At 71.3% G+C, this 26,734-nt stretch carries 21 protein-coding genes and 1 tRNA gene; 10 read left to right on the top strand and 12 right to left on the bottom strand.

Translation table 11 applies throughout. The annotated features are described in order from the left end of the window. Positions 1–29 precede the first annotated feature (29 nt). From ACW7GZ_RS08080 to ACW7GZ_RS08055, 6 genes are read left to right on the top strand one after another with little or no spacing between them, the layout of a single operon-like run. Positions 30–899, top strand: a complete 870-nt coding sequence (locus tag ACW7GZ_RS08080) for a carbon-nitrogen hydrolase family protein (RefSeq protein WP_457004151.1) — start codon at positions 30–32, stop codon at positions 897–899. A 57-nt stretch (positions 900–956) separates the two neighbouring features. Further along, on the top strand, positions 957–3,377 hold the full coding sequence (locus ACW7GZ_RS08075) for a TonB-dependent receptor (RefSeq protein ID WP_457008702.1): 2,421 nt from the start codon (positions 957–959) through the stop codon (positions 3,375–3,377). 28 nt (positions 3,378–3,405) lie between these two features. Further along, positions 3,406–4,905, top strand: coding sequence for a sulfotransferase (locus ACW7GZ_RS08070; protein ID WP_457008700.1), 1,500 nt, complete (start codon positions 3,406–3,408; stop codon positions 4,903–4,905). Next, positions 4,902–6,134, top strand: a complete 1,233-nt coding sequence (locus tag ACW7GZ_RS08065) for an MFS transporter (protein WP_457008698.1) — start codon at positions 4,902–4,904, stop codon at positions 6,132–6,134. Before ACW7GZ_RS08070 ends, ACW7GZ_RS08065 begins: the two co-directional genes overlap by 4 nt. 14 nt (positions 6,135–6,148) lie before the next feature. After that, positions 6,149–7,630, top strand: coding sequence for an NAD-dependent succinate-semialdehyde dehydrogenase (locus ACW7GZ_RS08060; RefSeq protein WP_457008696.1), 1,482 nt, complete (start codon positions 6,149–6,151; stop codon positions 7,628–7,630). Further along, positions 7,630–9,438, top strand: a complete 1,809-nt coding sequence (locus tag ACW7GZ_RS08055) for a serine hydrolase (protein WP_457008694.1) — start codon at positions 7,630–7,632, stop codon at positions 9,436–9,438. The genes ACW7GZ_RS08060 and ACW7GZ_RS08055 overlap by 1 nt, the downstream gene beginning before the upstream one ends. 41 nt (positions 9,439–9,479) lie before the next feature. Here ACW7GZ_RS08055 and ACW7GZ_RS08050 read toward each other — a convergent pair whose 3' ends face one another. From ACW7GZ_RS08050 to bioB, 3 genes are read right to left on the bottom strand one after another with little or no spacing between them, the layout of a single operon-like run. After that, complete coding sequence (locus ACW7GZ_RS08050) at positions 9,480–10,490, bottom strand: multidrug resistance efflux transporter family protein (RefSeq protein ID WP_457004140.1); 1,011 nt, start codon at positions 10,488–10,490, stop codon at positions 9,480–9,482. A gap of 24 nt (positions 10,491–10,514) precedes the next feature. After that, complete coding sequence (gene bioF, locus ACW7GZ_RS08045) at positions 10,515–11,711, bottom strand: 8-amino-7-oxononanoate synthase (protein ID WP_457008692.1); 1,197 nt, start codon at positions 11,709–11,711, stop codon at positions 10,515–10,517. A 9-nt stretch (positions 11,712–11,720) separates the two neighbouring features. Next, complete coding sequence (gene bioB / locus ACW7GZ_RS08040) at positions 11,721–12,785, bottom strand: biotin synthase BioB (protein ID WP_457004136.1); 1,065 nt, start codon at positions 12,783–12,785, stop codon at positions 11,721–11,723. Between the two features lie 49 nt (positions 12,786–12,834). Between bioB and ACW7GZ_RS08035 the strand changes: the two genes are divergently transcribed. Continuing rightward, positions 12,835–13,638 (top strand): double zinc ribbon domain-containing protein, encoded by an 804-nt coding sequence (locus ACW7GZ_RS08035; RefSeq protein ID WP_457008690.1) that lies wholly within the window; start codon positions 12,835–12,837, stop codon positions 13,636–13,638. A 45-nt stretch (positions 13,639–13,683) separates the two neighbouring features. On the opposite strand, the gene ACW7GZ_RS08030 is transcribed toward ACW7GZ_RS08035, so the two are convergent. Both ACW7GZ_RS08030 and ubiA read right to left on the bottom strand, forming a co-directional pair. Continuing rightward, positions 13,684–15,366: an MFS transporter gene (locus tag ACW7GZ_RS08030; RefSeq protein ID WP_457008688.1), complete on the bottom strand. Its 1,683-nt coding sequence runs from the start codon at positions 15,364–15,366 to the stop codon at positions 13,684–13,686. 109 nt (positions 15,367–15,475) lie between these two features. After that, the gene (gene ubiA, locus ACW7GZ_RS08025; RefSeq protein WP_457004130.1) at positions 15,476–16,387 is read right to left on the bottom strand and encodes a 4-hydroxybenzoate octaprenyltransferase; all 912 of its coding nucleotides are present in this window, start codon (positions 16,385–16,387) and stop codon (positions 15,476–15,478) included. Positions 16,388–16,511: 124 nt separating this feature from the next. Here ubiA and ACW7GZ_RS08020 point away from each other — a divergent pair. From ACW7GZ_RS08020 to ACW7GZ_RS08010, 3 genes are all read left to right on the top strand, one after another. Beyond that, positions 16,512–16,588: transfer RNA gene (locus tag ACW7GZ_RS08020), tRNA-Arg, on the top strand. 76 nt (positions 16,589–16,664) lie between these two features. Further along, positions 16,665–17,957 carry a caspase family protein gene (locus ACW7GZ_RS08015; RefSeq protein ID WP_457008686.1) on the top strand — a complete coding sequence of 431 codons (1,293 nt, stop codon included), beginning with the start codon at positions 16,665–16,667 and terminating at the stop codon, positions 17,955–17,957. Next, positions 17,954–18,622 (top strand): hypothetical protein, encoded by a 669-nt coding sequence (locus tag ACW7GZ_RS08010; protein ID WP_457008685.1) that lies wholly within the window; start codon positions 17,954–17,956, stop codon positions 18,620–18,622. The genes ACW7GZ_RS08015 and ACW7GZ_RS08010 overlap by 4 nt, the downstream gene beginning before the upstream one ends. Positions 18,623–18,751: 129 nt before the next feature. Here ACW7GZ_RS08010 and ACW7GZ_RS08005 read toward each other — a convergent pair whose 3' ends face one another. The 7 genes from ACW7GZ_RS08005 to ACW7GZ_RS07975 are packed head-to-tail and all read right to left on the bottom strand — an operon-like array spanning position 18,752 to position 26,733. After that, complete coding sequence (locus ACW7GZ_RS08005; RefSeq protein WP_457008683.1) at positions 18,752–19,864, bottom strand: AAA family ATPase; 1,113 nt, start codon at positions 19,862–19,864, stop codon at positions 18,752–18,754. Then, the gene (gene pnuC, locus ACW7GZ_RS08000) at positions 19,861–20,418 is read right to left on the bottom strand and encodes a nicotinamide riboside transporter PnuC (RefSeq protein WP_457004125.1); all 558 of its coding nucleotides are present in this window, start codon (positions 20,416–20,418) and stop codon (positions 19,861–19,863) included. Before pnuC ends, ACW7GZ_RS08005 begins: the two co-directional genes overlap by 4 nt. After that, complete coding sequence (locus tag ACW7GZ_RS07995) at positions 20,415–21,758, bottom strand: AMP-binding protein (protein WP_457008681.1); 1,344 nt, start codon at positions 21,756–21,758, stop codon at positions 20,415–20,417. Before ACW7GZ_RS07995 ends, pnuC begins: the two co-directional genes overlap by 4 nt. After that, on the bottom strand, positions 21,755–22,339 hold the full coding sequence (locus ACW7GZ_RS07990) for a hypothetical protein (protein ID WP_457008679.1): 585 nt from the start codon (positions 22,337–22,339) through the stop codon (positions 21,755–21,757). Before ACW7GZ_RS07990 ends, ACW7GZ_RS07995 begins: the two co-directional genes overlap by 4 nt. Next, positions 22,336–24,180 (bottom strand): hypothetical protein, encoded by a 1,845-nt coding sequence (locus ACW7GZ_RS07985; protein WP_457008677.1) that lies wholly within the window; start codon positions 24,178–24,180, stop codon positions 22,336–22,338. Before ACW7GZ_RS07985 ends, ACW7GZ_RS07990 begins: the two co-directional genes overlap by 4 nt. Then, on the bottom strand, positions 24,177–25,151 hold the full coding sequence (locus ACW7GZ_RS07980; protein WP_457008675.1) for a hypothetical protein: 975 nt from the start codon (positions 25,149–25,151) through the stop codon (positions 24,177–24,179). Before ACW7GZ_RS07980 ends, ACW7GZ_RS07985 begins: the two co-directional genes overlap by 4 nt. Before the next feature lies 1 nt (position 25,152). Then, the gene (locus ACW7GZ_RS07975; RefSeq protein WP_457004115.1) at positions 25,153–26,733 is read right to left on the bottom strand and encodes an AAA family ATPase; all 1,581 of its coding nucleotides are present in this window, start codon (positions 26,731–26,733) and stop codon (positions 25,153–25,155) included. Position 26,734 lies beyond the last annotated feature (1 nt).

Here is a 26,734-nt window from a genome sequence, read left to right as displayed (position 1 = left end):
GCCTCGTGCACATCGAACAGGACCACGCCTTGGCCAACAGGGACGCTTCATCCACTTTCGGGATCGCCGGGCTGCAGCTCGACCTCGCGCCCGGCGACAACATCGAACGGATCGCCCGGGAGGTGACCCAGGTCGCCAAGCGCTTCCCGTGGGTGCGGATGGTGATGCTGGGCGAGCTGTGCGGCTTTGGCGGCAACACCGCCCACGCGCAGTGCCTGCCCGGCGACGCCGAAGACATCCTGCGCGGCGTTGCCCGCGACAGCGGCATCTGGCTGATCCCCGGCTCGCTGTACGAGCGCGACGGCGACACGGTCTACAACACCACGCCGGTGATCGATCCCGAGGGCAAGGTCATCGCGCGCTACCGCAAGATGTTCCCGTTTGCGCCCTATGAGCGCGACGTCGCGCCCGGCAGCGAGTTCGTGGTGTTCGACGTGCCCGGCGCCGGCCGCTTCGGGGTGTCGATCTGCTACGACATGTGGTTCCCGGAGACCACGCGCTCGCTGGCGGCCATGGGCGCGGAGGTGATCCTGCACCCCACGCTGACCAACACCATCGACCGCGACGCCGAGCTCGCGATCGCCCGCGCCAGCGCCGCCACCAACCAGGTCTATTTCGTCGACATCAACGTCGCCGGCACGCTGGGCGTCGGCCGTTCGGTGGTCTGCGGGCCGGGCGGCGAAGTCATCCACCAGGCCGGCAGCGGGCGGGAAGTGATCGCGTTCGAGGTCGACTTCGCCCATGTGCGCCGTTGCCGCGAACGCGGCTGGCAGGGCTTGGGCCAGCCTCTGAAGAGTTTCCGTGACAGCACCGTGGCCTTTCCGGCCTACGGCGCCGCCGCCGCGCCGTCGACCGCACTGGATGCGCTCGGCCCGCTGCGGCTGCCCGACGCCGGGTAACGCCGCACCACATCCGCCACGTTTCGATTTCTTGCCTGGGGAGGCCGAGAGAACACCATGAACGCACCGAACACTCGCAAGACCCCGCAGCACCTTCGCCCGCGCTGTTCGCCGCTCGCGATCGCAATCATGGCCGGACTGCTTGCGCAGGCACCGGCGTTCGCGCAGGACGCGTCGCCCGCCAACGCACCGCCCGCAGACGCGCCGGCCAGCCAGCCGACCGAGCTCGACACCATCGTCGTGACCGCGCAGGGCCGCGAGCAGGACATCCTCGCGGTGCCTTACAACATCAGCGTGGTCTCCGGCGAAGCGATCGAGCAGCAGAACATCCTCGACACCGCCGAGCTGATGCGCGGCGTCGCCGGCGTCGGCGTGGTCGACCGCGGCGCGCGCAACTCCAGCGTGGTCAGCGGCATCCGCATCCGCGGCCTCAACGTCGACAGCTCGGCGCTGGGCGATTACGCGGTCTCGGCGATGTCGACGGTGGCGACCTACGTCGACAACACGCCGCTGTTCGCCAACTTCCTGCTCTCCGACATCGACCGGGTGGAAGTGCTGCGCGGCCCGCAGGGCACGCTGTATGGCTCCGGTGCGCTCGGCGGCGCGGTGCGCTTCCTGCTGCGCCAGCCCGAGCTGGGTGCATGGGACGCACGGGCGAGTTTCAGTGCGTCCAGCGTGGAAGGCTCCAGCGGCATCGGCACGTCGGGATCCGGCACCCTGAACATTCCGGTGGCCGAGACGGTGGCCTTGCGCCTGAACGTCACCAGCAACGACTTCGCCGGCGTCACCGACTACCGCAACGTCTATCGCCTGGATGCCGAGGGCATCCCGACCGCGCCGGACGGCATCTTCGCCGAGACGGCGGAATATGAGCGGATCCGCGACGCCGACACCGTGCGCCAGCACTACGGCCGCGCGTCGCTGTTGTGGAAGCCAAGCGACACCTTCGACCTGACGCTCAGCTACATGGCGCAGGCCGACCGCTTCGGCGGCCGCCGCGGCACCAGCCTGGGCAACGACGGCTGGGGCGTGCCCTATGACGACCTCGAGATCGGCTCGGTGCAGCGTGAGCCGGCGGCGCGCCACGTCAATCTGTCGAGCCTGGAAGCCAACGTCGACCTCGGCTTCGCCACACTGACCTCCAGCACCTCGGCGTACAACCACGAAGGCGACATCGCCAGTGAGAACACCGGCTTCTACGCCCAGAACGGCTGGCTCGGCTTCTATTACAACTACCCGCGGCCGCTGGCCTCGGCGAAGCGCGGCTACGGCGAGAAGGCCTTCACCCAGGAGCTGCGCCTGGTCTCGAAGACCGAAGGCCGGTTCGACTACGTGCTCGGCGCGTACTACCAGGACCAGGACCGCTTCGCGACGCAGGTGAGCTACCTGCACGGCTTCAAGCGCTGGTGGGACGCGGCGTACCCGGGCGCCGAGGCCGCGGTGACCGGCGACGTCGACTTCGACTACCGCCAGGACGAGAAATTCCAGGAGACCGCGGTCTATGGCGAACTGACCTGGCACGCCACCGACACCCTGCAGTTCACCGGCGGCTTCCGTCATTTCCGCCACGAGGCGGAGACCGACGTCGCGCAGACCACGAGCAACTGGGCGTCGCTGGTCGACAGCTCGACCTCGCACGGTGAAGAAAGCGACACCCGCACGCTGTTCAAAGGCAACGCTTCGTGGTTCTTCGCCCCCGGCCACCAGCTCTACGCCACCGTTTCGGAGGGCTATCGCCGCGGCGGCACCAACGGCACCCCGACCACCGGCAACTTCGCCGAAGACCCGGCCTGGACCACCTACAAGTCCGACACCGTGCGCAACCACGAGCTGGGCTTCAAGGGGCGCGCCGGGCGGATGACCTACAACGCCAACGTGTTCTACGTCGACTGGAAGGACCCGCAGGTCAACAGCTCGACCACGCTCTGGGGCTTCTTCGCGGTGCAGAACGCCGAGAAGGCCAGCACCCGCGGCGTCGAGCTGGAGCTGGCCGGCGGCATCGGCGAGGGCTTCAACTACAACCTCGGCTACACCTACACCCAGGCCGAACTGGAGGCCGACGCGGTGGCCGCGGACGGCGCCTATCTCTACGGACTCAAGGGCGACTCGCTGCCCGGCGTGTCCGAGCACCGCTTCAACGCCGGCGGCAGCTACGGCCTCGCCGTGGGTCGCGGCCTGCTGACGCTGCGCGGCGACGCGTATTACCAGTCCGAGTCCGAGAACGCGCTCAGCCTGAATCCGAAGTTCCAGCGCACGCTAGACGGCTTCGCGATCTTCAACGCATCGGCGACCTACAGCATCGACAGCTGGGACGTGACGCTGTGGGCGAAGAACCTTGCCAACGAAGAAGGCGTCAGCGGCATCTACACCGAGCAGTACATGGGCACCGCGCCGACGGAGGGCTACTTCGGCAACGGCTCCAAGGCGCTGGTCGCGCTGCCGCGCACCGTGGGCGTGACCATCGGCTACCGTTTCTGACATGCAGGCAGACCCGCCGATCAAAGCGATGACTGCCGCCGCGGCCGAAGCGCTGCGGCGGATCGACGGGCACCACCGTTCCGGCTTCAGCGCGGCCTGCACCGAAGCGATGCACGCGCTGTCGGCCGAGGCCGACGATCAGCCCGACCTGCTGCAGGAATTGGGGTTGCGCTACACCCTGCTCGGCCTGTTCCATGAGGCCGAGCGCTGCTACGCCACCGCGCTGGCGCTGCGCCCCGGCGATCCCGCCTGCCTCTACAACCACGCCACCACCCTGCTGGCGCTGGGCCGGATGGACGAGGCGGAAGCGGCGCTGGACCGGGTGATCGAACAGACGCCGGAGGACGGCGACGCCTGGTACAACCGCTCGACGCTGCGGCGGCAGACGCCGGAGCGCAACCATGTCGCGGCGATCGAAGCTCGGCTTGCGCGCGTGCCCGAGGCCAGTGCAGAGGTCGTGCCGCTGAACTACGCGCTGGCCAGGGAACGCGAGGACCTGGGAGAGCATGCGGCTTCATTTGCGGCGCTCAGGCGCGGCGCCGACGCGCGCAGGCGGCGGCTGCAGTACCGCGTCGAAGACGACCTCGACACCATGCGGCTGATCGCCGACACCTTCGACGCCGGCTTCTTTGCGCAGCAGCACGCCGGACACGACGACGCCAGGCCGCTGTTCGTGGTCGGCCTGCCGCGCAGCGGCACCACCCTGGTCGAACGCACGCTGGCCTCGCACCCGGCGGTGACCAGCCGCGGCGAAAGCGCCGACCTCGCGCAGGCGGTGGTGCGGCTGGCGAGTCCGGCGAGCGGAAAGGCGGAGCTGGTGCGGCGCTCTGCAGGGATGGATTTCGCCGCACTGGGGCGCGCGTATTGCGGCACGCTGCCGCAGTGCGCAGTGCCCAACGACGAAGCACCGAGCGGCGCGGGACTCAATGACGCGGCTCCCCAAGATGCGGCACCCCACGACGGCCGGTCCGCCAGCGGACATGTCCGCATGGTCGACAAGACGCCCGGCAATCTTCTGTATCTCGGCCTGGTGGCGGCGGCGCTGCCACAGGCACGCATCATCCATCTGCGGCGCAACCCGATGGACGCCTGCTACGCCATGTACAAGACGCTGTTTCGCATGGCCTATCCGTTCTCCTACGACCTCGACGACCTTGGCCGCTACTGGCTGGGCTACAGCGAACTGATGGCCCACTGGCGGCGCGTGCTGCCGGCGGACCGTTTCATCGAAGTCGATTACGAAGACCTCGTGGCCGACCACGAGGGCGTGAGCCGTCGCCTGGTCGCCCATGCCGGACTGGATTGGGACAGCGCCTGCCTGGCCTTCGACCGAAACCCGGAGCCGACGCTGACCGCGAGCGCGGCGCAGGTGCGGCAGCCGGTGTATCGCAGCTCGGTCGGGCTGTGGCGCCATCACGAACGCGAACTGGCACCGCTGCGGCGGCGGCTGGAAGAAGCCGGCGTCATGACCGGCGACGACACGATCAGCGGCCGCAGGCTCGACACCCACAGGATCCCCAGCGCATGACCGCCACCACCAACGCCGTCAACGCCGACGCTTCTGCCGCTCCTGCCGCCTCCGCCGCTCCCATCGCGAAGGCCCCGGACCGGCTCTGGCTCTACGCCCTGCTGGCGCTGGTGGCCACCGCCGGCTTCTTCTACGTCAACATCATGTCGGCGATCGTCGATGGCCTGATCACCGGCCTCGGCTTCAGCAACGCACAGGCCGGCACCGTCGGCGCGGCCAACATCTACGGCGCCAGCGTCGGCAGCTTCATCGCCGTGCTGCTGGTGCGCCGCGTGCGCTGGCGGCCGACACTGTTCGCGCTGCTGTCGCTGTTGCTGCTGCTCGACCTCGGTTCGCTGGCGATCCACGCCGCCGGCCCGCTCACCGCGATGCGCGCGCTGCACGGGCTGGTCGGCGGCATGGCGGTCGGCGTGGTCTATTCGGTGATGGCGCGGACGCATTCGCCGGACCGCGCGTTCGGCATGCTGCTGCTGGTGCAGTTCGGCCTCGGCGGGCTGGGGGTGATGTTCCTGCCGACGCTGGTGCCCGAGTTCGGCGCGCGCATCCTGTTCCTGTCGCTGGCGGCGCTGACCGCCTGCGCGCTGGTGGCGATCTTCGCGATTCCGCATCTCGCCGACTCGCGTCCAGCCGCCGACGGCGCCGTCGCGCAGCGGATGTCGACGGCCGCGCGCACCACGGCCGTGCTGGCACTGCTCGCGCTGTTCCTGTTCCAGGCCGGCAACATGGCGCTGTCGGCGTTCATCATCCGCCTCGGCGAGCACTACGAGCTCGGCCGCGGCTTCATCGGCCAGGCCCTGGGCTGGGCGACCTGGGTCGGCGCCGCCGGTGCCGGGCTGGTGATCTTCATGGGCACGCGCTTCGGCCGCCTGCGCCCGATGCTGGTGGCGATGCTGCTCACCCTGGCCGGCACCGCCGGATTCTTCTGGAGCGGCAGCCAGCCGGTGTTCTTCATCGCCAACGTCGGCACCGCGGTCACCTGGTCGTTCGTGGTGCCGTACCTGTTCGGGATGCTGTCGCGGCTGGACCTGTCCGGCAGGCTGGCAACGCTGGGCGGCTTCATGTCCAAGCTCGGCCTCGCCTCCGGCCCGATGGCGGCCGGCCTGCTGCTGCACGATGACGACTACCCCCTGCTGATCGCGGCGGCGATCGCGGCGCTGGCGCTGTCAGGCGTGGCGATGCTGGCCGCCGCAAGGCGCATCGACCGACTGGACCCACGGACACACGCATGAGCATGAGCAAGACTATGAACCAATCGCACACCTCCCTCGCGCTTTCATTGTCCGATCCCGACCTGCTGCGCACGCGCGCCCTGGTTGGCGGCGAGTGGATCGACGCCGACGCCGACGGCAGCTGCGAGGTCACCAACCCCGCGACCGGCGCGGTGCTCGGCACCATCCCGGACATGGGCGCCGGCGAAACCCGCCGCGCCATCGACGCCGCGCACGCCGCCTTCAAGCCTTGGTCGCGCACCACCGCGAAGGAGCGCGCCGACGTCCTCAAGCGCATGCACCGGCTGATGCTCGAGCACCAGGACGACCTGGCGCGGCTGATGACCGCCGAGCAGGGCAAGCCGCTGGCCGAAGCCAAGGGCGAGATCGCGTATGCGGCCGGCTACCTGGAGTGGTTCGCCGAGGAAGCCCGGCGCATGTACGGCGACACCATCCCCGGCCACGCTGCCGACAAACGCATCATGACCCTGCGCCAGCCGGTGGGCGTGGTCGCCGCGATCACGCCCTGGAATTTCCCCTCGGCGATGCTCGGCCGCAAGATCGCGCCGGCGCTGGCCGCCGGCTGCACCGTGGTCTGCAAGCCGGCCACGCAGACGCCGTACTCGGCGCTGGCGCTGGGCGTGCTGGCCGAACGCGCCGGCTTGCCGCCGGGCGTGCTGAACATCGTCACCGGTCGCGACGCCGCGGCGATCGGCGGCGAGATGACCGGCAACCCCAAGGTGCGCAAACTCAGCTTCACCGGCTCCACCGGCGTCGGCAAAAAGCTCATGGCGCAGTGTGCGGACACCATGAAGCGGATCTCGATGGAGCTCGGCGGCAACGCGCCCTTCATCGTGTTCGAGGACGCCGATCTCGATGACGCCGTCGAAGGCGCGATGGCCAGCAAGTTCCGCAACACCGGGCAGACCTGCGTCTGCGCCAATCGCCTGTTCGTGCACGAGGCGGTGTATGACGCGTTCGCCGACAAGCTGGGCGATGCCATCGCGAAGCTGCGCGTCGGCGACGGCCTCGCCGGCGCCACCGACCAGGGTCCGCTGATCGACGCCAAGGCGCTGGAGAAGGTCGAGGAACACGTCGCGGATGCGCTGGCCAAGGGCGCGCGCGTGGCCATGGGCGGCAAGCGCCACGCGCTGGGCGGCACCTTCTACGAGCCGACCATGCTGCTCGACGCCAACACCGACATGCTGCTCGCCCGCGACGAAACCTTCGGCCCGGTGGCACCGCTGTTCCGCTTCAGCAGCGAGGACGAAGTGCTCGCGCTGGCCAACGACACCGAGGTCGGCCTGGCCGGCTACTTCTACACCCGCGAGCTGGCCCGCGCCTTCCGCGTGGCCGAAGCGCTCGAGTGCGGCATCGTCGGCGTCAATACCGGACTGGTGTCGACGGAAGTTGCGCCGTTTGGCGGCATCAAGGAATCCGGCACCGGCCGCGAGGGCTCGAAGTACGGTCTCGCCGACTACACCGAACTCAAGTACGTGTGCATGGGCGGGATCTGATGACGACGCGGTACGCGCGCGCCGGCGCGCTGGCGGCTGCCGTGCTGATGCTGCTGGTCACGGGTACGGTGGCGGCCAGCGTCACGGACCCGGCTACCGCGGATGCAGGCACCCAGGCCAGCGCACGCACGGAACTCGACCGCGACACCCTGATGTCGGGCCGCTACCGCCACAGCGTCGACCTGTCCGCCTATGCGCCGCCGGTAGATGCCTTGCCGCCGACGCATCGCTTCGAAGGCCGCTTGAGACTGTCGGGCCGGCCGGCCACGCGCACCCTCGTCGCACTGGACGGTTTCCTCGGCCCGGGCGATGTCGACGCCGCGCGCACGCTGCCGCAGGACCTGGACATTGCCTTGGTGCAGGACGGCGATGTCCTGATCCCGGCACAACGCGGCCCGATTCCGGGCAGCCATCCCTGGTGGGAGTTCGTAATCGAAGCCGGCCGCGCCTGGGACGAGCCCGGCGATGGCGGCTGGACCCGCGCCGCGATCCCCTTCGCGCTGGTGCAGAAGAACGCCAACTGCACCCACAACGGCGTGCTGATGCTGCTGTTCAAGGATGGCCGCGCGGTCTCGCGGGCGGCGATACAGATCAGCAGCGAGACCTGCCACTACCTGCAGTTCGACATGTGGGGGCTGCTCGATGCCAGCTACGTCCCCGGACCGGTAGCGACGCGCGACGAAGTGATCGCCGCCTACGCGCGCGAAACCGCCGCGCGGCTGCCGGTGCGGCCGATGTCGGCGCTGGCCATCGACCACCCAGGCGTCGACCCCGCGCGCTTCGCCATAGGCGCGCCGCGCGGGCGCAGCGTGCACGGCGTGGTCGCCAACGGCATCCACTACCGCTCCGGCTGCGACACCCGCCACGGCGCGTATCCGTACTGCGACGTGATGGACATCCCTTCGTACTCGGTCGCGAAGTCGGTGGTCGCCGGCATCGCGCTGATGCGGATGGAGCGCCTGCATCCAGGCGTCGCCGAGCTGCCGGTCAGCGGCTTCGCGCGCGCCAGCGGCTGCATGACGGAGAAGTGGGACGGCGTGAACTTCCGCCACCTGCTCGACATGACCACCGGCCAGTACGACTCGCCCGCCTACATGGCCGACGAAGACGATGCCAAGGTGCGCGGCTTCTTCGCCCCCGACACCCATGCGCAGCGTCTGGCCTTCGCCTGCGAGGCCTATCCGCGCCACGACGCGCCCGGCGCGCGCTGGGTCTACCACACCTCCGACACCTACCTGCTGGGCACGGTGCTGCAGGAGGCACTGCGTCGCCTGCCGGGCCGCTCAGACGACGACTTCTTCAACGACGTGCTCTGGGCCGACGTGTTCGCACCGCTGGCACTCAGCCCGACCGCACGTGTCACGCGCCGCAGCCAGGACGACGCGCGCCAGCCGCTGTCCGGCTTTGGCCTGACCCTGCTGTCGGACGACTTTGCCAAGCTGGCGCGCTTCCTCGGCGAGCAGCAGGGCCACATCGACGGCCGCGACGTGCTGGATCGCGCGATGTTCGTCGCCGCGATGCAGCGCGATCCCGAACGGCGCGGACTGCAGGTAGCGACGCTTGAGCGCTACCGCTATCAGCACGGCTTCTGGGCGCGCGACCTGCAGCCCGAACTTGGCTGCGCGCAGCCCACGTGGGTGCCCTTCATGTCCGGCTTCGGCGGCATCACCGTGGCAATGTTTGCCAACGGCGTGGCCTGGTACAACGTCGCCGACGACGGCCTTCTGGCCTCGATCGACTTCGCGGCGCCGGCGGTGGAAGCAGCGAAGCTGGAACCGATCTGCGGCAACTACTCGCAAGCGGGATGATGCGCCCAGGAGTCTCTGAGCAATCCTGACCGGACCTTTCCTCATGCACCCCGGTCGGTCCGTAGCACCTTGGTCGCACGCTCGCTGCCCGCGGCCGGCCGCGCCACCACCCAGGCGAAGCCGACAATGCCCAGCACCACCACCGCCGCACCCACCAGCGCCATGCCCTGCGGCCAGTCCTCGCCCAGCAGCAGCACGCCCAGCAGCACCGCGAACAGCACCTCGGAGGCCTGCATCGCCTCCACCCCTCCCAGCGCCAGCGGCTGGGTGCGCACCATGCCGGTGGCCTGGAAGAACAGCACCATGGCGATCACGCCTGCAAACAGCGCCACCGCCGCGCCCAGCCACAGCTGCGCCACCGTCGGCGCGCCCTGCGTGGTCCAGGCATACGCCGCCAGCAGCCACCACAGCGGCTGGCTGGCCAGCGTCATGCCGAACACGCGCTGGGTGGCGTTGAGCGTTTCACCGGTGGTCTCCAAGTGCAGCAGCAACATGCGGTTGCCGAGCGGGAACGCGAACGCGGCCCCCAGGAGGCAGGCGAGTGCGATCCAGCCGGCGCGGTCCAGCGCGCCGCTTGCATGGCCGAACTGCATCAGCAGCACACCGGCGAAGATCACCGCCGCCACGCCCAGGCCGGCGCGCGGGATCCGCCGCCGCGCGTCGCGGTACAGGAAGGGCGCGCACAGCATCCCCGCGATCACGGTGAACTGGAACGTGCCGGCGACCAGCCACGACGGCCCGCTGGCCGCGGCGTAACTCAACCCCAGATAGAACACGCCGAAGCCGATCAGCGAGCAGCGCAGCCACGCCCACGGATGCGCGGTGATCGCGCGCAGCACCGGCTTTGCGCCGCCCTGGAAGGGCATCAGCAGCAGCATCAGCGGCAGGGTGATCAGGTAGCGCAGCGAGGCGATCCACGCCCAGTGCATGGCCTGGTCCGCGGCAGCGCGATTGATCACATAGGTCAGGGTGAAGAACAGCGACGCGCACAGCGCGATGCCGATGGCGGCCAGCGCGCGGCCCGGGGCAGGGACAGGGGCGTCAGTGGACACGGTTTTCGACGGACGTCAGCGCGATCAGGCCGCGCGGGCGTCGACGTGGTCGCGGACGCGGGCAAGCGCGGCCACCAGCGCGTCCACCTGGTCTTCGCCGTGCGCGGCGCACAGGGTCACGCGCAGGCGTGCGCGGCCCTCGGGCACGGTCGGCGGACGGATCGCGGCCACCCGGAAGCCCTCGGCCTCCAGGCCTGCGGCCATGTCCAGCGCGCGCGCGTTGTCGCCGCAAGGCACCGGCTGGATCGGCGTCTCCGAATGCGGCAGCTCGAAGCCCAGCGCCTGCATGCCCTCGCGGAAGCGCTGCACCAGCGCGACCAGCTTCTCGCGCCGCCAGTGCTCGCGGCGCGCGAGCTTCACCGCCGCCAGTGCCGCGGCGGCCTGCGGCGGCGGCAGCGCGGTCGTATAGAGATAGGGACGCGCAGTGCCGGCAAGGTGGTCGATGAGATCAACGTCGCCGGCCACCACCGCACCGTAGCTGCCCAAGGCCTTGCCCAGGGTGACCAGCTGCAGGGGCACGTCGGCCACGCCCAGGCGCGCGTCGGCCACGCTGCCGCGGCCGCCGGGACCGAGCACGCCAATGCCGTGGGCATCGTCGACGTACAGCAGCGCCGACTGCATGCGCGCGGCCAAGGCCAGCTGGCGCAGCGGGGCAACGTCGCCGTCCATGCTGAAGACGCCGTCGGTGGCCAGCATCGCGGCGCCTTCGGGCACCGAGCGCAGCTGGCGCAGCGCGCCCTCGGCGTCGGCGTGCGGATAGCGGCGCAGGCGGCAGCCGGCCAGGCGCGCGCCGTCGATCAGGCTGGCGTGGTTGAGGCGGTCCTGGACGCTGGTGTCGCCGTCGCCAAGCAGCGCCTGCTGCACGGCAAGGTTGGCCATGTAGCCACTGCCGAACACCAGCGCGCGTGGCACTTCGAGCCAGTCCGCGACCTCGCGCTCAAGCGCGTCGTGGGCGACATGGTGGCCGCTGACCAGGTGCGAGCCGGTGCCGCCGACGCCGTCGCGGGCGGCACCGCTCTGCATCGCATCGACCACCTGGAACTGCTGCGACAGGCCGAGGTAGTCGTTGCCGCAGAAATTCAGCAGCCAGCGGCCGTCGATCTCCATGCGCACGCCGTCGCGGCGGCCGACCACGCGACGGCTGCGCACCAGGTCGTGGGCCAGCGCCTCGGCGCGCTGTGCCTGGGCGCGGCGGCGGAGATCGGGGCGCTTGGCGGCCATGGCGCGCCCCTAGGCCACGCAGGTCCGCGGCTGCGGGTCGACGATGTCGGCGTGCACGGTGCCGCCGTGGTCGTGGCCTTCGGCATCGACGGTGATCGCCATCGCGCGCAGGCCCAGGCGGTCGAACAGCGCCTGGTCGTGGGCGACGTCGGGGTTGCCGGTGGTCAGCAGCTTCTCGCCGTGGAAGATCGAGTTGGCGCCGGCGCTGAAGCACAGCGCCTGCAGCTCGTCGGACATCTGCTCGCGGCCGGCCGACAGCCGCACCATCGACTTCGGCATCAGCAGGCGGGCGACCGCGATCGTGCGCACGAACTCGAAGGGATCGAGCTCGGCGGTGCCGTGCAGCGGCGTGCCTTCCACCTGCACCAGGCGGTTGATCGGCACCGAGTCCGGGTGCGCCGGCATGGTCGCCAGGGTCTGCAGGAAACCGGCGCGCTGGCGGCGGGTCTCGCCCATGCCGACGATGCCGCCGCAGCAGGTCTTGAGCCCGGCGTCGCGCACGTGTTCCAGGGTGTCGAACCGGTCCTGCAGGTCGCGGGTGCGGATGATCGCGCCGTAGTTCTCGGGATCGGTGTCGATGTTGTGGTTGTAGTAGTCGAGGCCGGCGTCCTTCAGCGCCTGCGCCTGGCTGCCGGTGAGCATGCCGAGCGTGGCGCAGGTCTCGAGCCCCAGCGACTTCACGCCGGCGATCATGGCGGCGACCTTCGGGATGTCGCGGTCCTTGGGCGAGCGCCAGGCGGCGCCCATGCAGAAACGCGAGGCGCCGGCGGCCTTGGCCTGGCGGGCCTTCTCCAGCACCGCGTCGGTCTCCATCAGCTTCTGCGCGTCGACGCCGGTGTCGTAGCGCTGGGCCTGCGGGCAGTAGGCGCAGTCCTCGGGGCAGCCGCCGGTCTTCACCGACAGCAGGGTGCTGACCTGGACCTCGGCCGGGTCGAAGGCCTGGCGGTGGACGCTGGCGGCGCGGAACAGCAGTTCGGGCAGCGGCAGGTCAAGCAGCGCCTCCACCTCGGTGCGGGTCCAGTCGTGGCGCGGGGCGGCGGCGTCACCGGCGCGGAATTCACTGACGGCGGGCATGGCGTGTTCCTGAAGGCGCTTGCGGAGCTGACCGGGCAGTCTGGAAAGCATGCCTGCACCTGTCAACCTCGCGCAGGCCATCGCGGTTGACGGCTGGTTCGGCCGACTCGGCCGCTGCCTGTGGGCGCCACGCTGCCTGGTCTGCGGGGAACCGGCCCGCGGCCGCCTCGACCTGTGCCCCGACTGCGAAGCCGGCCTGCCGTGGATGCCGCCCTGTTGCCTGTCCTGCGCAATGCCGCTGTCTACGCCAGCCCCCCTCGCAGGAGCAGCTACAGCTGCGACCCCGATCCCGATCCCGATCCCGCCACAGCCTGCCCGGACCCCTCAACCCCGCCTCTGCAGCGCCTGCCAGCACGACCCGCCGCCGCTCTCCGAAGTCCACGCCGCCTTCCTCTACGGATTCCCGCTGGACCGCCTGCTGCCGCGCCTGAAGTTCCATCGCGACCTTGCCGCCGGCCGCCTGCTGGCCCAGGCGATGGCCGCCTCTTTCGCCGGCCTCGCGCGGCCCGATGTCCTGGTGCCCGTACCGCTGCACCGTGCCCGCCTGCGCCAGCGCGGCTACAACCAGGCGCTTGAGCTCGCGCGCCCGCTGGGCCGGGCGCTGGCGCTGCCGGTGCACGCGGGGCTGCTGCTGCGCGTCCGCAACACCTCGGCGCAGTCGCGCCTGGACGCCGACGCCCGCATCGGCAACCTGCGCGACGCCTTCGTCGTGGCCGGGCACGGCGCGCCAGCGCACGTCGCCCTGGTCGATGACGTCATGACCACCGGCGCCACCCTGCACGCCGCCGCCGACGCCCTGTTCGATGCCGGCGTGGAGCGCGTGGATGCATGGATCTGCGCCCGCGCGCCTTAGGTTCGCTGCGCCGCGGCGCAGCGGGAGCCTCCGCGACGGGCGCTCCTACGAACTCCGCGGAACCGTCACCGGCTCCGTGAGGGCCTGCGGGCCGGAGGTCGGCACGGTGTGCAGCTCGCTGGGCTGGCGCTCGATCATCCGCCGCACCCGCGGCCCCTCGGGCCCGCGGTGCAGCGCGCGCAGCTGCGCCGGGACGGTCGCGTCGTCGTGGGTCAGGCGGCTGTTGTGGCGGACGTACTCGAGCCAGGTCGGGGTCGCGTAGCGTTCGATCCAGACCTGCGGATCGGCGAGGTCGCGCAGCACGCGCCAGTTGCGGGCGCCGTCGCGGCGGCGGATGCGACGCCGCTCCGCCATCGCGTGCAGGAACTCCGGCACGTCCTCTTCGTTGATCAGGTATTCGATCGTGATCACCACCGGCCCGGTGCGCGGCTGCACCGGTACCGCGGTGGCGGGCTCCTTCCAGCGGCTGAGCGGGTCGAGGTTGAGTTCGGTCAGCCTGGCCAGCGGACGCCAGAAGCCGAGCAGCGCGCAGGCGACCATCACCAGCGCCGCCCCGGCCAGGGCAATGCGCACGTCGCCATGCTCGGCGAGGAAGCCCCACAGCCAGCTGCCCAGCGCCATGCCGCCGAAGGCCGCCATCTGGTACAGCGACAGCGCGCGCGCCACGACCCAGCGCGGCGTGGATAGCTGCACCGTCACGTTGAACGTCGACAGCGCCAGCACCCATGACGCGCCGCCCAGCAGCAGCGCCGCCATCGTCAGCGGCAGCCAGGTGCTCATGGCCGCGCCCGCCGCCGCGATCGCGAATGCGAAGCAGGCCCAGCGCACCAGGCCCTCGTTCGACAGCGCGCCGCGCAGGCGCGTGCTGCCCATCGCGCCGCCGATCGCGCCCAGGCCGAACGCGCCCAGCAGCAGGCCGTAGGTCAGCGGGCCGCCGACGACCAGGTCCTTGGCAACCAGCGGCATCAGCGCCATCACCGCGCTCGCGCCCAGGCCGAAGACGAAGGCGCGCCCCAGCACCGTGCGGATCACCGGGGACATCATCACGTAGCGCACGCCCGCGGCCATCGCGCTGCCGAGCGCTTCACGCGGCAGCAGCCGCGGCTTCGGCTCCGGCCGCCAGCGAGCCAGCACCACGACCAGCGCGACATAGCTCACCGCGTTGATCGCGAACGCCGCGGCGGCCCCGGCGGCGGCGACGATGGCGCCGCCGACCGCCGGGCCGACGCTGCGCGCGATGTTGAAGCCCATGCTGTTGATGGCCACCGCGCCCGCCAGCTCCGCGCGCGGCACCATGTCGCCCACCGAGGCCTGCCAGGCCGGCGCGTTGAAGGCCGCGCCGCAGCCGATCAGGAAGGTGAAGAGCAGCAGCAGCCACGGCGTGACCAGCCCCGCCCAGGTGCACAGCGCCAGCGCCACCGACACCAGCAGCATGAACAGCTGCGCGCCCAGCATCATCCTGCGGCGGTCGAAGTTGTCGGCCATCGCGCCGGCCACCAGCGAGAACAGCATCACCGGCAGCGCGACCGAGGCCTGCACCAGGGCGACCATGTCGGCCGACTTCGCGATCGAGATCATCAGCCATGACGCACCGACCGACTGGATCATGCCGCCGAAGTTCGAGGACGCGCTCGCGAACCAGACCTGGCGGAAGATCGGATAGCGCATCGCCGACAGCGCCGAGGGGCGCTGCACGGGATTCGGCGGGATGTCGGGTGTCTGCGCCATCAGGAGCCGGGCCGGGGGGAGCAGCGGCCATTGGGCCAGAGTCGATGCCTCCGCCACGTCATGGCCGGTCCGGTCCGCCCGCCGATCAGGACCCGTGACGCCACCACGATCACCGCGGCCCACGCAGCGCGAAGTCGGCTGCGATGCCGGCGAACACCACCATCCCGACCCAGTGGTTGTGCAGGAAGGCCCGGAAGCACGGCCCGCGCTCGCGGTTGCGGCAGATCCGGAACTGCCACGCCACCAGCACCAGCGCCACCCCGAGACCGGCCCAGTACCAGGCGCCCATTCCCGCCTGGCGGCCGACCAGCGCCAGCCCGAGGAAGGTCAGCGCATACAGCACGCCCTGCGCCACCAGGTCCATGTCGCCGAACAGCACCGCGGTCGACTTCGAGCCCACCTTGATGTCGTCGTCGCGATCGACCATCGCGTACCAGGTGTCGTAGGCCGTCGACCACAGGATGTTGGCCGCGTACAGCACCCAGGCCACCGCCGGCACCTCGCCCTGCACCGCGGCGAAGGCCATCGGGATGCCCCAGCCAAAGGCCATGCCCAGGTAGACCTGCGGCAGGTGCGTGTAGCGCTTGAGGTAGGGATAGGTCGCGGCCAGGAACACGCCGACGACGCTCATCAGGATGGTGAGCCGGTTGAGCGTGAGCACCAGGGCAAATGCCGCCAGCATCAGCACCGCGAACAGCGCCAGCGCCTCGCGGCCGCGGACGGCGCCGGTGGCCAGCGGGCGCTCGCGGGTGCGCTCGACGTGCGGATCCAGCCAGCGGTCGGCGTAATCGTTGATGACGCAGCCGGCGCCGCGCGTCAGCCACACCCCGGCGCTGAAGACGAACAGGATCCACGGCGGCGGCACGCCTTCGGCCGCGATCCACAGGCCCCACCAGGTCGGCCAGAGCAGCAGCAGCCAGCCGATCGGCCGGTCCGCGCGCATCAGCGTCCAGTACAGGCCCAGGCGCTCGCGCCAGGTGGGCGCGGCGGGCGCGCGCGCCTCGAAACGTTCGTAGGACATGGCGGATATGGTACTGCCGGGGCGCTGCCGCGGCGGCCTGGCGCAGCAGCGCGGCAGCGCATCGCCACGACCGTGCCCGCGCCCCTCGCTTCAATCCGCCAGATAGTGGAAAATGACGGTCTGCGCGCCTGTAGCTCAGCCGGATAGAGTAGTGGCTTCCGAAGCCATTGGTCGGGGGTTCGAATCCCTCCAGGCGCGCCATTCCTCCTCCCCTGCGCTAAGGTTTCGCTTGGACGCAGGCGACCCGGGCACCCGGGCTCGCGTCACAGGGGGACGCATGCAAGGACGATGGTGGCTGCCCAAGGCGGCCGTACTGCTTCTGGGATGCCTGCTGGCATTTCCCACCGATGCCGCCGGCAAACGAGTGGCGCTGGTAATCGGAATTTCGGACTACCAGGGGGCGGACCGGCTGGATGCGGCCGTGTCCGATGCCCGCCTGGTCAGCGGCCAGCTGCGCGCGATCGGCTTCCAGGTAACGGAGTCGACCAACGGCAGCTACCGCAGCCTGGGCGAGGACCTGGCCGACTTCACCGCGGATGCGGCGGGCGCGGACATCGCGCTGTTCTATTACGCCGGCCACGGCTTCGAGGTGGGCGGCGAAAACTTCCTGATGCCGGTGGACATCGGCCAGTCGATGGCCACGGTTGATCGCGCCACGGTGCGCATGCGCGGGCTTCCCCTGTCGACGGTACTGCGGGACATCAACGCCGCCGGACCCCGGTCGCTGGTGGCCGTGATCGATGCCTGCCGCGACGCGCCTGCGCGCGGAGGACAATCACGCGGCATGGGCGTTCCAGAGTTGGGCGACGGAGCGTTCCTGGCCTATTCCACCCGCCCGGGCGAGCGTGCGATCGACTCCGCGGCGAGCCTGGGCCACCAGAAGCGCAACAGCCCGTTCGCACTGTACTTCGCCGAAAACCTGGCGCAGCCCGGGCTGACGCTGCTCGAGCTGATGCAGGCGACGCAGTCGCAGGTGAATTCGTTCACCCAGGGACGCCAGCGTCCGTGGTTTGCCAGTGAGCTCAACGGCCCCCTGGTCCTGCACGCTCCGAAGCCGGCCGCTGCGGCGGACTCTCCGTTCGCCAGTACAGCAGGCGCCTGGGCGGGCCCGAATGCGATGTGTCCGCCTGAGCGCACCGAGGCCTCGCGTCTGTGGAACACCGAGATGCGTGCGGTCGAGGCGGGCCTTCAGGGCCTGACCACCGAAGGCCTTGCCCTGCTGCGGCGCGACGCCGATGCGGGGGAGCTGCGGGCATTGGCCACCCTTGGCCTGGCGCTTGACCGCGGGACGGGCGTGACCCGCAACCGCACGCAGGCCCGGCGCCATTGGCAGCAGGCTGCGGAGGCCGGCTATGTGATTGCACAAACCCTGCTGGGCGAGGCCCTGCACGAGGATGCGACCGACGCCCGGGCCGCACGCGAAGCGCGCAAATGGCTGGAACGCGCCAGCCAGGCCGGCTTCGCCCGGGCCACGCTGGACCTGGCCGGCCTGCAGGACAACAACCAGGACATGGCCAGCGCGCTGATGCTGGCCTTCTGCCAGGGCACCCAGGGGTTCAACACGCCATGACGCATGCAACGCGCATCGGGATGAAGCGCTGGTGGCCGTGGCTGCTGGTCCTGCTGGTGGCGGCAACGGTCGCCGTCGCCACCTGGTGGCTGTTCCTGCGCCCGGGCATCATCTACCGCGGCCCGCCGATCCCGGTCGGTGCCGGCACCGTCCCTGAGCGCGAGCTGGTGCTCATGGAGAGCACTCCCGGCGAGGACCAGCTCGACTTCCTCAGGCGCGTGGGCCGGTTGCTTGCCGACCACTCCGAACGCACCAGCCACGAGGCCTGCGGCCTGGTCTGCCAGAACCGGGATTCCAGCCGGTTCGCAGTGCAGGTGGTGACCAACGACGCCCACATCATGTGCGCGATGTGGACCACCTGCCCGGAGGGCTACATGCACGCCGGCGCGAACATCCATTCGCATTGCCCTGCCAAGCGCGTTTTGCGGGCCAACGCGGCGGACATGGCGATGAGCGGCAACCGGTACAAGCTGGGCGACCGGCTCAAGCCCTGCGTCGACGACCGCTTCTCGGCGATGGACTTCGACGCCGGCCCCGGCTACCTCGCGACGCCCCGGCGGCTGCTGTCCCAGAAGGGCAGGAAGCAGTTGGCCGACCTTGGCCCGCTGCCGCCGGTCGCCACACCCGACCGGGCCGTTGCCATCGCGGAGGAGGCGGCGCCGTAAGCTCCGCCGCCGCGCGCTGCGGAACCTCGGACCAGGTCGTCCCCGCTCCGCTTCGCACGACGCATCAGGCGCGCGATCGTGCTCAGTCCGACCGGCAGGACCCGTGCAATCTCGCGATAGGTCTTCCGCTCACGGCGTAGCGCCAGCACCTGATCGACCACCGGCGGTGGCAGGCCTTGTTCGCTGCCCGCCCACCGCAGACGTTCGCAGGCCGCCGGTCGCAAGCACCTCCTCCACCTGCCGCAACCGATCCCCGGGCGGGCCGCGAAGGCGCTCGAAGGCGATGCCGCGGCTGGCGAGCTCACGGCCGTACCAGGCCTGCTGCCCGGCCTGGAATTCCGGATCGCGGCGGGTCCCGTCCTGCACGAAGCCGAAGTCGGGTTCGCACAGCAACACCTGCGCATAGGGCCTGCCGGCCAGCCTGGCCAGCTCCGGATCGGCGCGCCCGAACATCGCCTGCGAATACAGCAGCGTGGTCAACGGCGAGGTGTCGCACACCAGGTAGCGGGCGACGCCGGCGGCCGCCGCGTCCTCGCGTTCGACCTGCGCCCGGGCGATCAGCAGCATGTCGGCGTACTCCAGGCGCCCGCCCCGCGCCTCCCACAGCTCGCGCCCGTACTCGGGCACCCATGTGGTTCCGAGCCGTGCCGCCAGCGCCCGCGCCAGCGTGGTCTTGCCGGTGGACTCGCCGCCGAGCAGGACGATGCGCTCGACGAAGTCGGCATGGACCCGCGGGTCGAGCAGGTGCCGGTGGGCGTGGACATCCGCACGCACGCGGGTGCCGGAGACGGGAACGCGCACGCGGGCACGGTCGACCTCGACGTGGGCCACGGGCGCGCCCTGCAGCCCCCCCAGCGCACGGGCGAAGCCCGGGCCGTAGGCCTCGCTGGTGAACACCGCATCCACGCGCAGGCCAAGCATCTCGCGCAGCACCGAGGCCACGAAGCGGCGATGCGTCTCGTCGCCGGCGGCGTTGTCGGGCAGCGCCAGCCGCGCAGCGCCCCGGTCCGCGCACCAGCGCGCCAGGCGGGCGTCGTCGAGCACCAGCACGCTGGCCTGCGGATACAGCTGCCGCAGCCAGCGCTCACGCCGCGCCGGCCCGCAGCCGGGGAACTCCGGGCGGGTGTAACTCAGGATGACCAGCCGTTCGCAGGCCGCTGCCGCCTGGTCCAGCAGCAGCTGGTGGCCGCGATGCAGGGGTGCGAACTTGCCGACCACCAGGCCGGTGCCCCAGGCCTTCATGCCTGCGCGGCCTGGCGCCGCCAACGCCACCAGCCGAACCAGGCGTTGATCCAGAACCCGGCGTAGAGCAGGGCCGTCAGCTGCAGACCACGCGAGACGTACAGCGGCACCGCGATGCTGTTCACCAGCAGCCAGAAGGGCCAGGTTTCCACCCGCCGCTGCATCAGCAGCAGCTGGGCGAGGACGCTGAACATCAGCACCGCCGAGTCGGCGAACGGCGCGTGGCCATCGGTGAAGCGATGCAGCAGCAGGCCATAGCCCAGGGTCGCGGCCGCCGCGCCCAGGGCGGCGATGCCGATCCCGGCCAGCGGCGCCCGGCGGACCGGCAGCTGCCGCCCGGCCGCGCCCCGTGCCCAGTGCCACCAGCCGTAGAGGCTGGTGGCGATGAAGAACACCTGCAGCACCACTTCCGCATACAGGCGCGCGTCGCGGAACAGCATGGCGAACAATCCGCAGCCGATGATCCCGGTCCACCAGGTATGCAGGCTGTTGCGCGCCGCCAGCAGGATGGACACCGCGATGGCGGCATTGGCGGCGATCTCGAGCGCGCTCATGCCGGGGTGTCCGGGACGTCGCTGGAGTACTGCAGCACCTTGTCGCCGGCGGCAAGCGGTGCCACGGCCACCGGCAGTTCGCCCAGCAGCGCCTGCAGCCGCGCGGCCACGGCGTCGCCCCAGTGCAGCTCGCCGTCGGCCAGCCCGATGTGTATGGCGCAGTCGGCGGCCTGGTGGCAGGTAAAGCGCGACAGCGGCACGTCGGCCAGGGCGTGGGTGACATCGACGTTGTTGACCCGGGCACCGGCGGCGGTGCGGAAACGCACCGGCCGCCGTCCCTCCAGGCCGGTGATCACCACGCCTTCGGGCGTCCGCAGCAGCGCGCCGTGGTCGCCGGTGCGGTAGCGCAGCAGCGGCAGGCAGAAGTTGAAGCCGCCGCTGAGCGTGATCTCGCCGCGGTCGCCCGCCGCGACCGGCCGCCCCGCATCGTCCAGCACCTCCACGTACAGCCGCGGCTGCAGCAGCAGGTGTCCGCCCAGCCCGGCCACGAAGCAGGCGACCGGGCCAGCCTCGTTCATCGAATAGATGTCGAGCACCGGGCAGCCGAAGCGGGCTTCGAGCCTTTCGCGCAGCGCCGGCGACAGCGCCATCGACACCGACATCAGCGCGCGCGGCCGGTGCCCGAAGTCGAGGCCGAGCAGCTCGGCGAAGGAGATCGGATCACCGGCGATGACTTCCGGCGCCATCGCATCCAGGTAGCGGCCGCGGTCATCGGGGTGGCGCCAGTCGCCGGGATGCAGGTTGATTTTAGCCAGCCCCGATTCGCCCATGGCCGGCGTGACCGAGACATAGGTGAAGCAGCGGCGCTGGTGGCCCAGCAGCACCACACCCACCTGGCCCGCGCCATGCCGGAGCTCGACCCCGGCGCGCCGCAGCGCGCGCTTGTGGAAGGCCAGGTAGCGCCCGGCGACCACGGGATGGGAGGCGATCAGCAGCGGATGGCCGGTGGTACCGCTGGTGCGGAACTGGATCAGCCGGTCCAGGGCCACGTCATCGGGCACGAAGCGCGCGATATCGCCGGCGAGGTCGCCGCGGTCCACGGTCGGGATGTCCTCGAACCGCGGCCGCCGCGGCTGCGCCCGATAGTGCGGGACCCGGGCGAACACCCCGGCCACGAAGGCGTCCAGCCACGCCGGCGCGGCGGCGCCGATCGCCTCCGGGCCGGCGGCCAGCACCCCGGCCTCGAATTCGCGCAGCGCCTCGACCTCGTGCGCCAGCAGGCGGTTGCCACTGCGGTTGCGGAAGCGCGGCGCGCTGGGATGCTCGACCATCCTGCGCAGCATCGCGCGCCCGCCATCGGTGAGCGTCGGATAGCGCTCCTGGTCGGTGGCGGCGCTCATTCGCGCGACCACTTGTCGGCCGACTCTTCGGCGGCCTTGCGCGCCAGCGCCTCGCGGATCGCGCGCGCGCGCTTTTCGGCCGCGCGGCTGGCCTGCAGCAGGCGCCGGCGCTCGACGCTGCTGACGCTGGCAAGGCGGTCCTGCGCCTGCGCCGGGGTCTCGCCCTGCGGACGCATCTCCAGGCGGTCGAGCAGCACGCGGACGAACTCCTCGCGGCGGTCGGGCTGCTCCACGTAGCGGACAGCCGTGGCTTCGCCGGCCAGTTCAGCGACCGCATCGGCCAGCACCGGCAGCAGTCGGGCCGCGGGGATCCGCAGCGCCACCAGGGCCTCGTCGGCAAGCCACCACGTGGCGACCGCCACCAGCGAGAGGGCGCCCGCGTCGGCATCGGCATCGGCCCGGAAAGGCGCCAGTCCGGCCAGCGTCACCCGGTCGCCGTGCAGCGCGACGAGATCGGTAACCAGGGCGGCGACAGCGACCTGGCCGCTGCGGCCGATGTGCGGCGGATCGAGGAATTCGCGCGGCGTGTCGATCAGGCGCCGCGTCAGCCGTTCGAGCGGAGGACCGGGATTCAAGCTCATGCGTACGGCTTCGCGGAAACACGCGTGGAGGACGCCGCATAGTGCCGCCGCGCGAAGGCGCGGGCGAATTCCAGCAGGTCTTCCATGTCGCGGATGGAATGGATCGCCCAGCCAGCCTGGCGCGCACGCAGCAGGTCGGTCATCCAGTGCCAGGCGGCCTCCGGATCGGGGCCTGCGGGCAGCGGCGCGGGCAGGTTCAGGGCCATGGTGCCGCCGCCGCGCGCGGCGGCCAGCGCGCGGGCGGAAACGTCCCAGCCGCTGTTGCCGCGCTCGTCGTCGTCGAACAGGGTGGTGATGCCGTCATCGGACAGGTGCAGGATGTGCACCGCGCGATCGGTCGGCGCGCGCGAGGCGTAGGTCTCGCGCAGGCGATGGATGGGGAAGGCGGTGGCGCCGCCGAAGAAGCCGGTGAGCACGCGCAGGATCGCCTCCTCCGAGCGCACGAAGCCATCGGTGTGCAGCACCTGCTGCTTTCCGCTCCACAGCGTGGCCTGCACGCGCGAACCGCTGCGCAACGCCGAGAGGCTGACGATGGCACCGGCCAGGGCGAGGTAGGAGACCTGCCACCGGGGATCGGGCATCGAGCCGGAGCTGTCCACGTACAGGTCGAGGTCCACCGGCAGGGTCTCGGGCTGGTGACCGGGGGCGGCGCCGAGGCTGCGCCGGACCGTCGTCAGTCCGGGCACCGGGGTGGGCGACTGCATCAGCGTCTGCATCCAGTCCAGCTCGTCGAGCGGGTCGCCGACCTGCCAGGGCTCGACGCCCTCGAAATGCAGCTCCTCCGCCTCCGGCTGGCGCAGTGCCGGGAACGGCACCAGGTGCGGCAGCGCCTGCTCGCGGTAGTAGCGCACGGCCATGGCGTGGTCGTCGAGCTCGATGCCGCTGGCGCGGAGGATTTCCCCGTATTCGAACGGCTCCCGGGCCTGGCCAGGCTGCCGCTGCGGCACCGTGCCCACCGCGTCCACCGCGGCCGGCGTCGCGTCGGTGGCCGTGCTTCCGGCTTCGTCGTCGCCCGCGGCACCGCGGGCCTCATCACCCGTCACCCGCGGGTCGAAGGCGGGATGCAGCGCACCCGCCGCCTCGCCGGCCTCGATCTCGCCGGCCCCCACCGGCTCGCCGCCGGCCGCGGCATGCCGGGTATCCATCAGCGCCTGCAGCCGCCGGTCCTGCCCGCCGTCGACGAGCCAGGGCAGCAGCAGTGCGGCAAAGGCTCCGGCGCCGTCGAGCCAGTCGCCGGCATAGGCGCGCACCAGGCGCGCGCCCAGCCAGGCGTTGCCACGCAGCACCGCATCGTCGGTGTTTCCGCCCAGCGCGCCCGCCGGCAGGCTCCAGAGCTGTTCGTAGATGCCCATGTACAGCCCCCACACGCCGTCCGCGGGGCTGGCCGGCGCCGCAGCCGCGATCGCCCGGTAGATGTCGGCGATGCGCAGTCCGGCCTGCCGCGCGAGGCGGTCGTTGATCAGCAGGTCGGTGTAGAGGTTGGCCACCATCGGCGCGTGCCGTTCCAGCGTCGGCAGCGCGGCGCGCAGGCGGGCCAGCAGGCGCACGTGGTCGGTCACGGTGGCGGGCGCAAGCACGTGGTGGCCGATCTCGTGCGCCAGCACCTCCACGGCGTAGTCGCCCAGGCCCAGGCGGCGCACCTGCTCGAGGTCGACGACCACGCGCTGGTCGGCCAGCCGGATCATGGCGAAGCTGCCGCTGAGGCCTTCCTCCGCGGCTTCCAGGGTGGAGGCGCACAGGCGCGGATCGCGCAGGCGGGTGTAGCGGCTCCAGGCCTCGAGCGCCCGAGGCCAGGCGGCTTGCCAGCGCGCGAGCAGGGCGTCGTCGGCGGGCGCGCTCATGCCGGCCGCGGCCCCACGAGGACGCGGTGCGACCACGGCGAGACCACCACGATGCTCTGCCCCTGCACCAGGCCCAGGAGGTCTTCCTCCGGCACGCCCAGCGCGGTCACGAATTCGCGGCCCGGGCGGCCCCGCAGCGGCTCCGGCACGAGCTGCGCGGCGTCGAAGCGCGCGTCCGCCGCCGGCGCCAGCGCCGCGCCGAAGCCATCGGCCTCCACCGCATGGGTGCGATCAGCGGCACGGACGACGAAGCCCGCCGCATCGGCACGGACCAGCGGTGGCTCGGCGAACGGGCCGCCGAAGCCGGCGAAGCCGCCCAGCACGCGCGGACGGGCCTGCACCGCACCGGGCACGTACCAGCGATCGGCGCGCATGCGCTGCAGCTCGGTTTCCACCGGCGCGTGCCCGGCAAGCCCGAGGCAGGCCGAGGCCAGGTCCGCCGGCAGCCGTCCGGCCGCATCCAGCGCCGCGTCGCGCAGCTGGACCAGGCCCGAGCGCCAGGCGCAGACCGCCCCGGCCAGGCGCATCTGCTCGACGTCCGCGCAGCGGGGCGCCGCCCGGGCCAGGTCGCCGATCCACTGTTCCATGCGCACCCCGGGTGCGGCAGCCAGCTGGACCGCGGCATTGCCCAACGCAGCGAGCACCTCGCGCGGCGCGGTGGCCGCCAGGCGGGCGAAGGCCGGCACCAGCAGCTCCCAGCTGCGCCGCAGCCCGGGCTCGCGCGTACCCGGGCCCAGCAGCCCCTGCCCGACCAGCTCGATGCCGATGTCGTAGCCGGCCTGCACCGCCTCGCCCACGCGGTCCGGATCGGCGGCGGCCACGGCCACGGCCAGCACGTCGAGTTCGTGGCCGATGAATCCGCGCAGCGCATCGAGGTCGAAGCCGGGCTGGCGCTGGCGTGCTTCGACCACCCGCTGGTTGAACCAGGGCCGCCTCTCGGCGAGCGTCCGTGCCAGCACCGGCGACAGCATCTCAGCGCGCCTGCAGCCAGGCGAGGTAGTTGGTGTAGCGCTGGTGCAGGTACTTCAGCTTCAGCAGGTCGTCGTAGAGGTGCCCGTAGAGCTTGCGTCCCTTCACCCGCTCGGCGATCACGCGCTCTATGCGTCCGATGCGCGCCCGCGCCTCGCGTTCGCCGACGCCGTCCAGGCCGTGCGCGAACTCCGCCGACAGCACCCCCACCGGGTCGTCGCGGTCCAGGTCCAGGCGGTCGTATTCGGCGCAGCCGTCGTCAAACAGGCGGCGCAGCCAGCTCAGGCGGTCGGTGCGGTAGGGCGCGTTCTCGGGCCGCGCGAAGAACGGCGCGTCGAGGTCGGGCTGCAGCTTGTCGTTGAGGACGAAGGGCAGCACCTGGCGCACGTCCTCGAGTTCGACCACGGCATTGCCGCGGAAGTAGGCCATCGCCTTGGCATAGACCAGCAGCGTCATCAGGTTGCGGACCGAGAGGCCGTTGCGGGTCTGGCAGCCCGGGTCTTTGTTGCGGTCGCGGCCGGTGTCGGCGGCGGTGGCCTGCGCCCAGTCGGCGCCGGCCAGGCGCACGGTGTCCTTGGTCAGGTATTCGAACTGCGCGCCGGCGGTTTCCATCAGCTCGAACTGGCTGCTGAAGAATTCGATCCGCCGCCGCACCTCCTGTGGCACCTCCACCGCGCGGATGGCCTCGACCATGCGGTCGCCCTCCTCCTGCGTGAACACGATCTCCGGCGGCACCACGTCCTCGGGCCGGATGTCCTCTTCGATGCGCAGCAGCATCTCGTCCAGGAAGCGCGGGTTGAACGCCAGCGCCTGCACGATCACGTCGATGCGGTCGCGCAGCGCCTCGATCACCTGGTAGGTGCCGCCGCCGCGGTCGTCGTTGGCGGTCAGGTACCAGGCCGAATCCGGGCATTCGTATACCTGGTCGAGCAGCTCGGCGTAGTTGTCGCCCATGAGCGTCAGCAGCGCACTCTGGGTGCGGGTGGGGATGCGGTTGTACTCGTCGATGATCTTGACCCGCATCGACAGCCAGCGCCGCCAGGCGATGCGGATGTCATCCATGCTCTGCGCGCCGACGAGGTCGGCCGGCAGCGGATTGCCGAGCAGGTCGGCGATCGTCATCTGCGGATGCCCGCGCTGCATCGCCCGCCGCACCTCGCGCACCGGATAGCCGGCCAGCACGCCCATGAGGATCGCGCTCGCGGTCTTGCCGCGCCCGGGGCCGCCGACGAACAGGCACTTGCGCCGCGTCGCGAACGTCAGCAGCGGCAGCAGCACATAGCTGGAGTAGCTCTGCGCCGAAGGCAGGTTCAGCACCCGCCGTGTATCGCCCACGGCATAGCTGGCGCCGGGGCCGTCCTGGTACTCGATGTCGTAGTGCGGGCTGATGATCGCGTTGTTGACGATCCAGAAGTAGGCCTGGCGGAGCTTCTCGTCCAGCGACCGGTCGGTGGCCGCCGCCGCGCCTCCCGTCGCCACCGGTCCCTGGTAAAGGTCGGCGACGTCGAACGCCTTCGGCGCCTGGGCCGTCCGGGGCTTGGTGGGGACCTTGGAGACGCGCTGGAACAGGCTGAATCGGGACACG

It is taken from the genome of Luteimonas sp. A537 (genome assembly GCF_054052065.1).
This window is presented reverse-complemented; position numbering and strand designations above follow the sequence as displayed.